The organism is Bradyrhizobium ottawaense, assembly GCF_900099825.1.
Lineage (GTDB): Bacteria > Pseudomonadota > Alphaproteobacteria > Rhizobiales > Xanthobacteraceae > Bradyrhizobium > Bradyrhizobium ottawaense_A.
Map to the genome: position 1 here is coordinate 8,067,383 of NZ_LT629693.1, position 11,951 is coordinate 8,079,333.

The 11,951-nt window shown below is 62.5% G+C and carries 16 protein-coding genes and 1 tRNA gene; 8 read left to right on the top strand and 9 right to left on the bottom strand.

The annotated features are described in order from the left end of the window. Positions 1-259: 259 nt before the first annotated feature. Positions 260-544: a hypothetical protein gene (locus BLR13_RS38100; RefSeq protein WP_074829325.1), complete on the top strand. Its 285-nt coding sequence runs from the start codon at positions 260-262 to the stop codon at positions 542-544. A 150-nt stretch (positions 545-694) separates the two neighbouring features. Here the strand turns inward: BLR13_RS38100 and BLR13_RS38105 are convergent, their stop codons facing one another. The 3 genes from BLR13_RS38105 to BLR13_RS38115 are packed head-to-tail and all read right to left on the bottom strand — an operon-like array spanning position 695 to position 3,644. Next, on the bottom strand, positions 695-1,795 hold the full coding sequence (locus BLR13_RS38105) for an amidohydrolase family protein (protein WP_083387664.1): 1,101 nt from the start codon (positions 1,793-1,795) through the stop codon (positions 695-697). A 41-nt stretch (positions 1,796-1,836) separates the two neighbouring features. Further along, the gene (locus BLR13_RS38110; protein WP_074829322.1) at positions 1,837-2,613 is read right to left on the bottom strand and encodes a cyclase family protein; all 777 of its coding nucleotides are present in this window, start codon (positions 2,611-2,613) and stop codon (positions 1,837-1,839) included. 32 nt (positions 2,614-2,645) lie between these two features. After that, positions 2,646-3,644, bottom strand: coding sequence for a fumarylacetoacetate hydrolase family protein (locus tag BLR13_RS38115; RefSeq protein WP_074829319.1), 999 nt, complete (start codon positions 3,642-3,644; stop codon positions 2,646-2,648). 119 nt (positions 3,645-3,763) lie between these two features. On the opposite strand from BLR13_RS38115, the gene BLR13_RS38120 reads away from it, so the two are divergent. The 5 genes from BLR13_RS38120 to BLR13_RS38140 are packed head-to-tail and all read left to right on the top strand — an operon-like array spanning position 3,764 to position 7,723. After that, positions 3,764-4,654, top strand: a complete 891-nt coding sequence (locus BLR13_RS38120; protein ID WP_074832247.1) for an ABC transporter substrate-binding protein — start codon at positions 3,764-3,766, stop codon at positions 4,652-4,654. A gap of 10 nt (positions 4,655-4,664) precedes the next feature. After that, positions 4,665-5,363: a GntR family transcriptional regulator gene (locus tag BLR13_RS38125; protein WP_074829317.1), complete on the top strand. Its 699-nt coding sequence runs from the start codon at positions 4,665-4,667 to the stop codon at positions 5,361-5,363. Positions 5,364-5,394: 31 nt separating this feature from the next. Then, entirely contained in the window at positions 5,395-6,198 is an 804-nt protein-coding gene (locus tag BLR13_RS38130; RefSeq protein WP_074829314.1) for an ABC transporter ATP-binding protein, read from the top strand. Then, the gene (locus BLR13_RS38135) at positions 6,195-6,959 is read left to right on the top strand and encodes an ABC transporter permease (RefSeq protein WP_074829310.1); all 765 of its coding nucleotides are present in this window, start codon (positions 6,195-6,197) and stop codon (positions 6,957-6,959) included. Before BLR13_RS38130 ends, BLR13_RS38135 begins: the two co-directional genes overlap by 4 nt. Next, positions 6,956-7,723, top strand: coding sequence for an ABC transporter permease (locus BLR13_RS38140; RefSeq protein WP_074829306.1), 768 nt, complete (start codon positions 6,956-6,958; stop codon positions 7,721-7,723). The genes BLR13_RS38135 and BLR13_RS38140 overlap by 4 nt, the downstream gene beginning before the upstream one ends. A 4-nt stretch (positions 7,724-7,727) precedes the next feature. Here the strand turns inward: BLR13_RS38140 and BLR13_RS38145 are convergent, their stop codons facing one another. Continuing rightward, the gene (locus tag BLR13_RS38145; RefSeq protein WP_154070911.1) at positions 7,728-7,970 is read right to left on the bottom strand and encodes a hypothetical protein; all 243 of its coding nucleotides are present in this window, start codon (positions 7,968-7,970) and stop codon (positions 7,728-7,730) included. 178 nt (positions 7,971-8,148) lie between these two features. On the opposite strand from BLR13_RS38145, the gene BLR13_RS41280 reads away from it, so the two are divergent. Together BLR13_RS41280 and BLR13_RS38155 are read left to right on the top strand one after the other, a co-directional pair. Next, complete coding sequence (locus tag BLR13_RS41280) at positions 8,149-8,367, top strand: hypothetical protein (protein ID WP_172805583.1); 219 nt, start codon at positions 8,149-8,151, stop codon at positions 8,365-8,367. 301 nt (positions 8,368-8,668) lie between these two features. Continuing rightward, a complete protein-coding gene (locus BLR13_RS38155; protein WP_244525025.1) occupies positions 8,669-8,839 on the top strand; it encodes a hypothetical protein in 171 nt (56 codons plus the stop codon). A gap of 207 nt (positions 8,840-9,046) precedes the next feature. On the opposite strand, the gene BLR13_RS38160 is transcribed toward BLR13_RS38155, so the two are convergent. The 5 genes from BLR13_RS38160 to BLR13_RS38180 form a co-directional block, all read right to left on the bottom strand. Continuing rightward, a tRNA-Pro gene (locus tag BLR13_RS38160) sits at positions 9,047-9,123 on the bottom strand. 64 nt (positions 9,124-9,187) lie between these two features. Then, positions 9,188-9,685 carry a DUF192 domain-containing protein gene (locus BLR13_RS38165; RefSeq protein ID WP_074832244.1) on the bottom strand — a complete coding sequence of 166 codons (498 nt, stop codon included), beginning with the start codon at positions 9,683-9,685 and terminating at the stop codon, positions 9,188-9,190. A gap of 132 nt (positions 9,686-9,817) precedes the next feature. Next, the gene (locus tag BLR13_RS38170; RefSeq protein WP_074829295.1) at positions 9,818-10,483 is read right to left on the bottom strand and encodes a cold-shock protein; all 666 of its coding nucleotides are present in this window, start codon (positions 10,481-10,483) and stop codon (positions 9,818-9,820) included. A gap of 201 nt (positions 10,484-10,684) precedes the next feature. Next, positions 10,685-11,446, bottom strand: a complete 762-nt coding sequence (locus tag BLR13_RS38175; RefSeq protein WP_074829292.1) for an SIR2 family NAD-dependent protein deacylase — start codon at positions 11,444-11,446, stop codon at positions 10,685-10,687. A 129-nt stretch (positions 11,447-11,575) separates the two neighbouring features. Then, positions 11,576-11,812, bottom strand: coding sequence for a hypothetical protein (locus BLR13_RS38180; RefSeq protein ID WP_074829290.1), 237 nt, complete (start codon positions 11,810-11,812; stop codon positions 11,576-11,578). Positions 11,813-11,951 lie beyond the last annotated feature (139 nt).

The following is an 11,951-nucleotide window of genomic DNA, read 5'->3' on the forward strand; positions in this document are numbered from 1 at the left end:
CAACCTTGCCGGAGTTTTTGCGTTCCAATTCTGCAACGCACGATCAGCCACGTTCAGAAAGATGAACGGCGAGATCCGTAAATCCGCCGCAACCAGACTGTAACTTGACCTTACATTCCCTTCTCAATAAAGTCGTTAAAACCCGCAAGAACCTTAGTAAAAATATTGTCTTAGCGCATCTGAACCGAAAGCATTCTCAGGCGTCTAAGTGAGATAAAGCCGAAGTTCGGTTGTTTGGAAGTGACCGGGAGATTCTTGAATGACTAAACGCTACAATATCCTGACGCGCTGCCTCGCAGCGTTGGCTTTGTTGTTCGTCTACGTGGCCAGCACGTCTGCGATTCTGGTTGGCGCAACGACTTCGCCCGCCCAGGCCTGGCGCGGTGGCGGACGCGGCGGTGGCTGGGGACGTGGCGGTGGCTGGGGCCGCGGCTATGGCCGTGGTTATGGTCGTGGCTATGGCTACTACGGTGGCGGCGTGATCGTTCGCCCCGGTCCGCGTTGCTGGTGGAACGCTTACGGCGCTCGCGTCTGCAGGTGGTGACATCGGCTTGATCGCCGTCCCGCTACGCGTGATCGGTTATAAGTTTAAGGCGTGCCGCATAGCCGGCACGCCTTTTTCTTTGAGTGGAACTTCTCTTTGAACAAATTCTGATTTCCGCCGCGCGACAAGCGCGCAGCTTTCCCACGAACACTAGCTGGCCAGCCGCGGGATCAGCTTGAGCGCATTGCCGCGTTCGATCGACGCGATTTGTTCGTCCGTGAACACGCCCGCCTCGCGCAATCCTTTGACGTGATCGATCCCGGTTCGGTACGGAAAATCGGTTCCGAACACGATCTGCGATGGCGGAATGATCGCGGCCAGCGCCGACATCGCACTTTTGTTCGAAGTCTGCGCGGTGTCGTAATAGAAGCGCCTGAGTTCAGCCAACGTGCCATCAGGCACGGTCGGCTTCACGTTCGGTTCCAGCAACGGGTTGCGGACGAAGCGCTCGATCAGGAACGGCATGGTTCCGCCGGCATGCGAGAAGATCCAGCGGATGTCGCGAAACTTCTGCGCATTGCCCGAGAAGACGATGTCGGCGATGGTGCGCGTCGTATCGGTGCCGAACTCGATCATGACAGGCTGCTGCGTAGGAACCAGATTGACGCAGCAATTGGCCGCGGTCGGATGGGTGTAGACGAGCGCCTTGCGGCGGTTGAGTTCCTCCAGGACCGGCAGGAACAGGGGATCGCCGAGCCATTTGTCGCCGTAGCTCGTCATCAACGCGATGCCGTCGGCCTTCAGCGTATCGAGCGCGTATTCGATCTCGCGCAAACTGCCTTCGGCGTCCCGCAGCGGCAGCATCGCGAAATTGCCGAACCGCCCGGGATGATCTGCCACGAGTTTGGCGGCGTATTCGTTCGACTCGCGGCACAGCCGCCGCGCCACATCGGGCTTCACCGGATTGATGCCGGGGGTGGTGACCGACAGCATCGCGGTGGCGGTACCGGCCTTGTCCATGTCGGCGAGCGATTTTTCGATGGTCCAGCTCCTCATCAAGCCTTCGCCGAACCCGATCTCGTTCGACGCCGTGATGTAACTCGGCGGCGAGAGATGATGATGGACGTCGATGCGGAAGGGTTTTGTTTCCGGAGTGGCCTGCGCCATAGCGCGGCCGCCTCCCGCTGCGGTCGAAAGCGCCAGCGCGCCGGCACCGAGCATGAAGCCGCGCCTCGATGGCGCGGACGATGACGGAATGTCTTGGTCGCAGCAGAGGCACCCGCTCATCGCGGGCATACGCAATTCCGTCATGTCGTTCTCTCCCTGATTTTGTTTTTCTTTGAACGTAAGCCTTAGCCGTCGAGAATGGCCACTGCCCGGGTCCAGCCCGCCGAAGCGCGCTCGATCTTGACCGGGAAGCACGACACCATAAACCCGGTCGACGGCAGCTGCTCGAGATTGTGCAGCTTTTCGATATGGCAGTAACCGATATGACGGCCGGCCTTGTGGCCTTCCCAGATCAGGCTGGCGTCATGGGTCTCCGCGTATTTCTTCGCAGTATAGACGAACGGCGCGTCCCAGCTCCAGCCGTCGATGCCGGTCAGCCGCACGCCGCGCTCCAAAAGATACATCGTCGCCTCATAGCCCATGCCGCAGCCCGAAGTGACGTAATCCTGCCGGCCGTATTTGACGCCGGCGCTGGTATTGACCACCACGATCTCCAGCGGCGACAGCGCATGGCCGATGCGCTTGAGTTCGGCTTCGACGTCCTTGGCGGTGGCGACATAGCCGTCCGGAAAATGCCGGAAGTCGAGCTTCACGCCGGGCTGCAGGCACCACTCCAGCGGCACCTCGTCGATGGTCCAGGAACGCTCGCCGCGGTTCATGGTCGGATGGAAGTGCCAGGGCGCATCCAGATGCGTGCCGTTGTGGGTGGAGAGCTGCACCTGTTCGACTGCCCAGCCCTGCCCATCCGGCAGATCCTCGGCTTTCAGTCCATCGAAGAACTGCAGCATCCGCGGCAGGCCCTGTTGGTGATCGATGTACTGGATGGTCGGGTGACCGCCCGGCGGATCGGCGGGCACGTCGTTTTGCAGGGGAACGGAGATGTCGATCAATTTGCGCGCCATGGCGTTTTCCTCACTCTGTTTTTGTTGGGGGCCTAGGCCGTCTTCGCGTCTTGCCGTTCAACCCGGTTCTTCAGAATACCGATTTTCTCGACTTCGAGCTCGATTGTATCGCCATGCTCCAGGTACCAGCCGAGCTCCAGCCCGCAACCGTTGCCGACGGTGCCCGAGCCGATGAACTCGCCCGGCATCAACGTTTCATCCTTGGTGACATGCGCGATGATCTCCTCGAACGGAAACAGCATGCCGTCGGATACGCCTTGCGAGCGCATCTTGCCGTTGACGCGGACTTCCATGTTCAGCTTGTAGGGGTCGCCGATCTCGTCGGGCGTGACGATCCAGGGTCCCATCACATTGCCGCCGTCAAAGCTCTTGCCCTTGGCGGGGCCGAGCCGGCCTTCCATTTCGATCCGCTGGGCGTCACGCGCCGAGAAATCGTTGAAGATGGTATAGCCAAAGATGTGATCTTTGGCCTTGGCAGCGGAAATATTGGCGCCCTTGTTCTTGGTGATGACGCCGTATTCGCACTCGTAGTCCATCACATGGCTGTAGCGCGGCCATTTGACGGTCGTGTTGGTACCGCGGACGCTGAAGCGGTTGGTGATGTAGTAGATCGGTTGCTTGCGATAGATCTCCGGCAATTCGCCGAGCGGTTCGGCGTTGAGCCGCGCCAGTTCGGCCATGTCGTTCTTGGCGCGCGCGGCGAGCTTCAACTGCCCGCGCGGGGCCTGCAGGATATGCAGCGGGAACGACATGCCGTCCCGCATCTGCCTCGGCTCCGGGATCGGCGCGAGAATGTCGGCGCCCGCCACCGGGACCGACAGGGATTCGTCCCTGCCGTGCTTGTCGAACACCTTTGCGGCCTGTTCGAGCGCGCCGTCGCCGGCATCGATCAGAGCCAGCATCGACGCGAAGGCCGGATTGGCGCCGCCGTCGCGGCTAGCGGCGGCTGCCAGATCAAACAGGCGACCATCGCCGGAATGCACGATGGCGACCTTGTCCTGGCCGCCGGATTTGAACGTTGCGAGTTTCATCTGATCACCCCTTGCTTTCGGATGTAATATATGATCAAAGAAAATATCGATAATCAAGCATTAAAAATGTAAGTGGGGAAACCGCAGTGAAAAAGACCATCGCGACGTTTGCCATCGGCATGGCGCTGACGGGTTCGGCCCTGGCGCAAGCCAAGATCCAGGTCGGCTGCACCGCGACGTCGGATTGCGCGTCCGCCATGGTGGCGGTCGATGAAGGCATCTTTAGAAAGCACGGGCTCGAGGTCGAGATGACGCCGATCGGCATCAACTCGAACATTCCGGCGGCGATCCTGTCGAACTCGATCCAGATCGGCGGGCCGACCTCGACCGTGTTCCTGCAGGCCGTCGACGGCGGGCTGGATCTCGTCGGCATCGCCGGCGCCTCGGTGATGAATCCGGTGTCGAACGGCAACATCACCGCCTTCGTCCGCAACGGCATCACCATCAAGGAGCCAAAGGATTTCGTCGGCAAGAAGGTCGGCGCGCCCGGCCTCAATGCCTTCCTGCATGTGCTGTTCGTGAAATGGCTGGTCGAAAAGGGCGTCGATCCCAGAAGCGTCAATTTCGTCGAGGTCACCTTCCCGACCATGTCCGACATCATCAAGTCCGGCGGCGTCGATGCGGTGCTGACGGCCGAACCGTTCGTGACGCGCATGACCAATGCGGGCTTGGGCTCGGTCGGTGCGCGCTACGCGGTCGAGCTGGCGCGGACCGATCCCATCATCTTCTATGCGACCTCGCGCGAATGGGCTGACAAGAACGCCGCTGCGATCAAGAAATTCCGCGACGCGATCGCCGAGGCCGCCGAGATCGTCAACAACGACCGCGAAAAGGCCTCCGCCTCGATCTCCAAATTCACCAAGCAGCCGATCGAGCTGGTCAAGATGACGCCGCCGAACCGCTCCGAACCGGTACTCAAACCCGAGCAGCTCGGATGGTGGATCGAAGTGATGTCGTCGCAGAAAATGCTGCAATCCAAACTCGAACCCAATAAACTTGTCCTGAAATGAGGGTCTCGCAATGCCGGCTCAAGAACTCCCTGCGAGCCGACCGGTGATCGAAGCCGCAACCTTGAGCGAGCGCGCGGCAACGCTGGTCGAGCAGGATATTCTCGCCGGCCTGCTCGCGCCGGGATCCCGGCTTGGCATCGTCGATCTGGTGCAGCGCTATGACATCGGCGCAACGCCGCTGCGCGAAGGCCTGTCGCGGCTGATGTCGCGCGGGCTGATCGTCGGCACCGGACAGCGCGGCTTTCGCGTCGCCGACATCAGCCGCGAAGACCTGCTTGACATTACCCTGATGCGCACCGCGATCGAGATCGAGGCGATCAGGCTCGCGATCGATAGCGGCGACGATGCCTGGGAGGCCGGCATCGTCAGCGCGCTGCACCAGATGCGCCGTCACATCGAGCGGACCGGCGATGAATTCCGCGAAGGCGCGGAGGATTTCGACCGGCTGCACAAGGGCTTTCATACCGCTTTGCTGGCGGGCTGCGGCTCCAAACGCCTGCTGGCCGCACACTCCGATCTCTACGACCAGGCCTATCGCTACCGCCGCGTGATGATGCGCTCCTTCGACAGCGGCAAGAAATTCGTCCGCGCGCACCAGTTGCTCGCCGAACGCGTGCTCGGCCGTGACGTTCAGGGCTCGCAGGCGATGCTGGCAGCGCATCTGCGCTCGACCCTGGACATTGTCTATCCCGGCGGCAACGAGCGCTGACGCCATGAAAGCTCAAGTGAAAGCTCAAACGATGGCAAACGCCCAGATGCGCCTCGATCCCGTCCCCGGCGCTCCCGCGCCGCAGATCGCGTTTGCCGATACCACCCTCGAGCTTGGCGGCAAGACCATCATCGAGAATCTGAGCCTCGGCGTCCGGCCGGGCGAATTCCTCTGCATCGTCGGTGCCTCCGGCTGCGGCAAGACCACGGCGTTGCGGCTGGCGGCGGGGCTCTATCAGCCGACCCGCGGCAGGGTCACGTTCGACGGCCAGCCGATGCGCGAACCGCGCCGCGAGATCGCGATCGTGTTTCAGGATTACGGCAAGGCCCTGCTGCCGTGGCGCACCGCGGCCGGCAACGTCTCGCTGGCGCTCGAAGCCGGTGGCATGCCCGCCGCCGAGCGCCCTGCCCGCATCGAGGAATTGCTGCGCACCGTCGGCCTGCCCGGCCACGCCGGCAAATACCCGGCCGAGATGTCCGGCGGCATGCAGCAGCGCCTGCAGATCGCCCGCTGCCTGGCCCAGGAACCGAAGACGCTGCTGATGGACGAGCCGTTCGGCGCGCTGGACGCGATGACGCGGCAAGGCTTGCAGGACGAGGTGCTGTCTCTGGTCGCAGCCAGCGGCGCCACCGTGATCTTCGTGACGCATGACCTCGACGAGGCGATTTATCTCGGCGACCGCGTCATCGGCCTGCTGCCGCATCCCGGCCGGATCGGCATCGAACTGCCCGTCAACGTGCCGCGCCCGCGCGACCAGTTGTCGACCCGCGAGCATCCGGAATTCCTGCGGCTGCGGCGGCAGTTGTTCGACTTCATCAAGGCGACCGAACAGTGAGCCGAGACTCCGCAAAGGCGCTGCTGCTGCCGGTCGCGGTGCTCGTGGCCTTCGAAATCTGGGCGCGCGCCGCGCATCTGCAAAGCGACAGCCTGGCGCCGCCGAGCGAGATCATCCTGGCGCTTGCCGGCGCCATCGCCGATTTCTCGATCCTGACCGCCACCCGCGACACGCTGTTCGCGGCGTTCGCGGGCCTTGCGATCGGCAGCATCATCGGTCTTGCGCTCGGTATCGCCTTCGGGCTTTCCAACACGCTCAACCGCCTGATGGAAGTGACGGTCGAGGCGATCCGGCCGATCCCCTCGATTGCGCTGCTGCCGATCGCGCTGATCGCGCTCGGCTTCGGCTACCGTATGGAAATCGTTATCGTCGCTTTTGCCTGCGTCTGGCCAATCCTGATCCTGAGCCGGGCCGCCGTGCGCAGCATCGAGCCCCGGCTGATGGAGGTCGCGCGCGCGCTGCGATTGCGGCCCGCACAGCGGGTCTGGAAGATCATCATCCCGGCCGCGCTGCCGCGCATCTTCGTGGCGTTTCGGCTGGCCGCCGGCATCGCGCTGATCGTCGCCGTCACCGTCGAAATCGCCATCAATCCGATCGGCCTCGGCGCCGGCATCATGCTGGCGCAGCAGGCGCTGCGCGCGGACCTGATGCTGGCCTATCTGGTCTGGATCGGCGCCATCGGCTACGCGCTGAATATTCTGCTGGTGGTGGCGCAGCGCCGCCTGTTCGGCCGCGCCGCGTTGAGCGGAGACAGCGCGTGAAATCGACCGCACTCCTCTGGCGCCTTTCGAGCTTTGCGGTTGCCGCCGGCTTCATTGCGCTCTGGCAACTGATCGCCAACCTGAAATGGGTGTCGCCGGTGTTCCTGCCCGGGCCGGACCGCGCCTGGGCTTCGCTGGTGCGCGGATTTTCGACCGGAGACCTCTGGGCCAAGCTCGCCGGCACGATCGAACACATGGCCTATGGCTGGCTCGCCGCCTCCATTGCCGGCATCGCGCTCGGCGCCCTGATCGGATCGTCGCCGAAGATGCGGGCCTATGTGGCGCCGTCGCTGGAATTTTTGCGGCCGCTGCCGGTCTCGGCGATCATTCCGGTCGCGATTGCGATGCTCGGGCTGACGCAAGCGATGGCGCTGTTCGTGATCTCGTTCGGTGCGATCTGGCCGATCATGCTGGCGACCATCCACGGCTTCGCCGCGGTCGAGCCCCGCCTCTACGAGGTGGCGCGGTCGCTGCAGATGTCGAAGCTCGCGGTGATTTTCAAAATTGCGCTGCCGTCGGCGAGCCCCGACATTCTCGCCGGCATGCGCCTCAGCCTGACGGTGGCGCTGATCCTCGCCGTGGTCTGCGAAATCCTGGCCGGCCTCGACGGGCTCGGCCACTGGGTGCTGCTCTCGGCGCGGGCCTTTCGCTCGGCCGACCTGTTCGCCGGCGTTATCCTGCTCGGTGTGACCGGTTACGTGACGTCGGTGGCGATGTCGTTCGCCGAACACCGGCTATTGGCGTGGCAGTCCTCGCAGCGTTGATCGCTCAGGGCTGGGAAGCGCTTTCCGGTACCGAAGACGCGTTGACGTCCGCTGCGAGCCGCTCCGGCACGCGTTGCAGCCAGGCCAATCGCCGCTTGCTCACGCCCGCCAGATCGCCGCGCACCAGTCCGATCGAACGGCCGAGCGCGCCAAGGCTGAAGGTGACGAGCACCTCGTGATGCCGCATCCCCTTGCCGCCCTTGACCAGCCCGAGATCGCGGATGATGCAGTACGTCCCGCTACTCATGCGGGAAAGTTTTGCATCCTTGAAATGATTGCGCACGCGCGACAACATCCGCGCAGCATGCACCGCCCGGCGATTCCGTCAATCTTGACGGACGCCGAATCGATCAAGTCGAAATGCGCTGCGCAGGTTGCGCAATTGATGCTGCCGCAATCGGTGCAGTCTAGGCGACGAGCCTGATATGCGCGGGCCGACGACTGGGCTGAATCGAGACGCGCTCCATCGCCGCGCGGCGCTCGTCGAGGCGCGTATCGGCGACGCGCTCGCTCTCCGCAAAACATTGAAGGATCTGAATCCGGATTTCCTCAGCGAGCGGGCCTTCGACCCGGCGCATGCGATTCCAGAGCCGAACGATTTCCCGCTGTTTCTCGACGTCCATTGGCCACCTCCGAAAGAATGACCAATTAGAACATAACGAGAACAATATTGCAAGCCGATTTGCGACCAGCGCAGTGTATTCCAGAGGCCGCGTAACGCAGACTGTGTCGGATGTGGACACAAAGCGGCACGCTTCTGATGCCGCCTTTGAACCTTTGGTCCTAACCTTCTGACATACTTGAGCTGGTGGATTATGAGGGACCAGTAATTAGCGCAGCGTCGCCGAGCATTATTCAGCTCTGGCGGCGTTGTTGTTGGTACGGAGGAAATCCGGTTCTCTTTTGATGCTCTTGCCTGCATAGTGGCCTATGGCAAAAGCAAGAGTGACCTTTAAGACCCTCCGGATCGCAGACGATAACTGGACTATCCAGGCGGACTATCCGGAAAGCGAACAACGCGAAATTACCGGCCTGACCAGCAAGGCAGATGCTGACGACTGGATGAACGGAAACCGCAAGGTCGCGTGGCTCCGCTCACAGGGCTACGCAAAATGACCCGATAGCTTCCAGCGTATGCGGCTTTGCCGACGCTGGCATCATCCCACCCCGTCCAGGTTAAGTCCCCGTCCGGATACTTCCCCGGCTTGCTGAGGCGTGGCCGAACGTAAGTCGTTGGCCGTGGCGACCCGATGGCGACTTCGTCGCAAATCGACACCACCATGCCTCGGCGTCGCATTTAAGCAGACAATACAATGGGTTGTTTGGTCGGGGCAGCTGGATTCGAACCAACGACCTGCAGTACCCAAAACTGCCGCGCTACCAGGCTGCGCTATACCCCGATCCGTTGGGAAATGCGTCGATACACGCATAAACCGCCGCCAGCAAGGCGCCGAACGCTTTCGCTCAGTGCCTCGCAAACAGCGGGTGCGCGACCCGGTCGCCGGGCTGGATGCCATACTTCTGCGCCGTGCCCGCGATCACTTCCAGCACGCCCTTGGCGAGGCCGCCGGAGGAGATGATTTTGGTGGAAAGCGGTTCGGTATTCTCGGCGATCCGCAGGATCCGGCCGTCGGCGCGGATGAAGATCATGTCGAGCGAGATGTAGGTGTTCTTCATCCACATCGAGACCTGCTGCTCCGGCGAGAAGTCGAACAGCATGCCTTTGCCGTCGGCCAGCTCCTTCCGGTACATCAGCCCGGTGGTCTTCTCCTCCTCGGTCGTCGCCATCTCGACCGAAAACACCTGCACGCCAGACTTGGTGACGATCTCCAGCGGTTGAATGCTCGCCGCCTGCGCGGCGGGACTTGCGCAAAGGGTAACGAACATACCGATCGCAGCGGCCAGCAAGGTCAGCAACCGGCCGCACCGCGAACCGCGCACAACAATTGAAGCGAAATTCATGAAAGCACTCACGCCGGACATCTCAGGGGATTAGCTCGCAAACCCTAACCCGATGATCCCGGCAAATACCAGAGGCCGCGGCCGGCGCACGCGCCTTCCGCCTCACAATTCCGTCAGGCGTTGTTACTGAAATCAGTGCGACGAGAGCGCCGACGGCCCGGTCTCGGGATGGATCTCGGCCGCCATCATGCCCTTGGACCCCGGCCCGAACCGCACCAGCACGTACTGGCCGGGACGCAGCTCGGTCATGCCGAAGCGGCGTAGCGTTTCCATATGCACGAAGATGTCGGGCGTGCCCTCGCCGCAGGTGAGGAAGCCAAACCCGCGCAGCCGGTTGAACCACTTGACCTGCGCCCGCTCGAGACCGCTGGTCGGGGTGACGCTGACATGGGTCCGCGGCGGCAGCATCTGCGCCGGATGGATCGCGGTGGATTCATCCATCGAAACGATTCGGAACGCCTGATAGCCCTTCTGGCGCTGCACGCATTCGACCACCAGCCGCGCCCCCTCATAGGCGGTCTGATAGCCATCGCGCCGGAGCACGGTGACATGCAGAAGCACATCGGGCCAACCGTTGTCGGGCACGATGAAGCCGTAGCCCTTGGAAGCGTCGAACCATTTGATGACGCCCGAGATTTCGACGAGATTGGCTGCGGCTTCGCCGAGCCCTGTCAACGCGTCTATCGCCGCATCGCGCTCCGCGCCGACAGAATATTCAACTGGCCCAAGCCTGTTCTGGCCCGTCCCGCCTGACGGCGGCCCCCCGAGCTTCTTGGACTCAAATCCGTCCGACCCCATGACCCCGGACCCCACACATTAAAAAAACGGTTCGTCACCGCCGTGACGGAACCGGAACACGCGCCCATCCATGACCACTCATGATAACGCCGCGCGAATCTCTTGACTCAAAAGATAACACTCCCGCTTGCGGCGCATAGCTAAAAAACAATTCTACCGGGAACTATGAACAGGCTTGCACAGCTACGAATCAATTTCAGATCAATTGCCTACGAACGGTCCGAGCGTCTCCCCGATGTCGTGGCGGATCACGAGGTCGGCGACATCGTCCTGTTCAGTCGGCTCGTTGTTGATGATGACGAGTTTTGCACCGCAGTTCTTGGCCATCAGCGGAAAGCCCGCGGCCGGCCACACCACCAGCGACGATCCGATCGCCAGGAACAGGTCGCAGTGCTGCGCGAGTTCTGTGGCGCGGCGCATCTGGTCTTCCGGCATCGCCTGCCCGAACGAGATGGTCGCGGTCTTCACCGGGTCGTCGCAGACCGTGCAGTCGGGCGCACTGCCGGTTTCCTCGAAACGCGCTTTTACCCAAGCAAGATCATAGGCCTGCCCGCAACCGATGCAGCGGGCATAGGTGGTGTTGCCGTGCAGTTCGACGACGTCGTCGGGCTTGAAGCCGGACATCTGATGCAGATTGTCGATGTTCTGGGTGATGATCGCGGGGACCTTGCCGGCCTTGTAGAGCGACGCCAGCGCGCGGTGACCGCGCCCGGGCCGCGCCGCAGCAAAGGTCGGCTCCATCGCAAAGCGCCGCCGCCATGACTCGTCGCGCGCATCCAGGCTTGAAACGAATTCATCGAACGCGATCGGCCGGTTACGGGTCCACAACCCTCCCGGCGAGCGGAAATCGGGGATGCCGCATTCGGTCGAGATGCCGGCGCCGGTGAACGGAACGATCGATGACGCCTCGGCAATCATGTTACCGAGCGCTTCGACGCCGCTGCGCAGATCCGGAGCGATCAAAGGAGAGCCCCCGTTTTTCAAGCCGGCCGGTTATAGCACGGCCGCCCGGATTGCCAGATCGATGCAACCGTCCCGCAGGCACCACCAATCAAGTGAGCGCCGATTCAGATCGGTCCGGGCACGCCGCCGCTACGCCGCCTTGGCGACCGGCTCCTTCGGCTCGCGCGCCTCGTCAGCCTTCTTGACCTTGGCAACCGGAGCACCTTCCGCCTTCTTCACCGGCTTGCCGTACTGGGCGAGCTTTTCCAGCTCCGCTTCGAGTTCGGCGCGCCGCGCGGCGACCTTCTCGAACAGCTTGTCGGTGGCGTGGTCGCGCAAGCCTGCGAGTTCTTCGATGCTCAGCGAGTCCAGATCGATCTTTGCCATTGGAACCTCCCGTTTGCTGTTCGCTACCGGCTACCGGGAAGGCATGGCTGCCACAAGAATGCCGCCTGCCTTATCCACCGGCTTCGGTGTGCAAAGGCGCGCGATCACAATCCTGCAACGCCGTTTCCTAATTCGCGCC

Coding starts and splice junctions, on each gene's coding strand:
- BLR13_RS38100 (WP_074829325.1), top strand. CDS start 260: ATGACTAAACGCTACAATATCCTGACGCGCTGCCTCGCAGCGTTGGCT.
- BLR13_RS38105 (WP_083387664.1), bottom strand. CDS start 1,795: ATGACGGAATTGCGTATGCCCGCGATGAGCGGGTGCCTCTGCTGCGAC.
- BLR13_RS38110 (WP_074829322.1), bottom strand. CDS start 2,613: ATGGCGCGCAAATTGATCGACATCTCCGTTCCCCTGCAAAACGACGTG.
- BLR13_RS38115 (WP_074829319.1), bottom strand. CDS start 3,644: ATGAAACTCGCAACGTTCAAATCCGGCGGCCAGGACAAGGTCGCCATC.
- BLR13_RS38120 (WP_074832247.1), top strand. CDS start 3,764: ATGGCGCTGACGGGTTCGGCCCTGGCGCAAGCCAAGATCCAGGTCGGC.
- BLR13_RS38125 (WP_074829317.1), top strand. CDS start 4,665: ATGCCGGCTCAAGAACTCCCTGCGAGCCGACCGGTGATCGAAGCCGCA.
- BLR13_RS38130 (WP_074829314.1), top strand. CDS start 5,395: ATGGCAAACGCCCAGATGCGCCTCGATCCCGTCCCCGGCGCTCCCGCG.
- BLR13_RS38145 (WP_154070911.1), bottom strand. CDS start 7,970: ATGAGTAGCGGGACGTACTGCATCATCCGCGATCTCGGGCTGGTCAAG.
- BLR13_RS41280 (WP_172805583.1), top strand. CDS start 8,149: ATGCGCGGGCCGACGACTGGGCTGAATCGAGACGCGCTCCATCGCCGC.
- BLR13_RS38165 (WP_074832244.1), bottom strand. CDS start 9,685: ATGAATTTCGCTTCAATTGTTGTGCGCGGTTCGCGGTGCGGCCGGTTG.
- BLR13_RS38170 (WP_074829295.1), bottom strand. CDS start 10,483: ATGGGGTCGGACGGATTTGAGTCCAAGAAGCTCGGGGGGCCGCCGTCA.
- BLR13_RS38180 (WP_074829290.1), bottom strand. CDS start 11,812: ATGGCAAAGATCGATCTGGACTCGCTGAGCATCGAAGAACTCGCAGGC.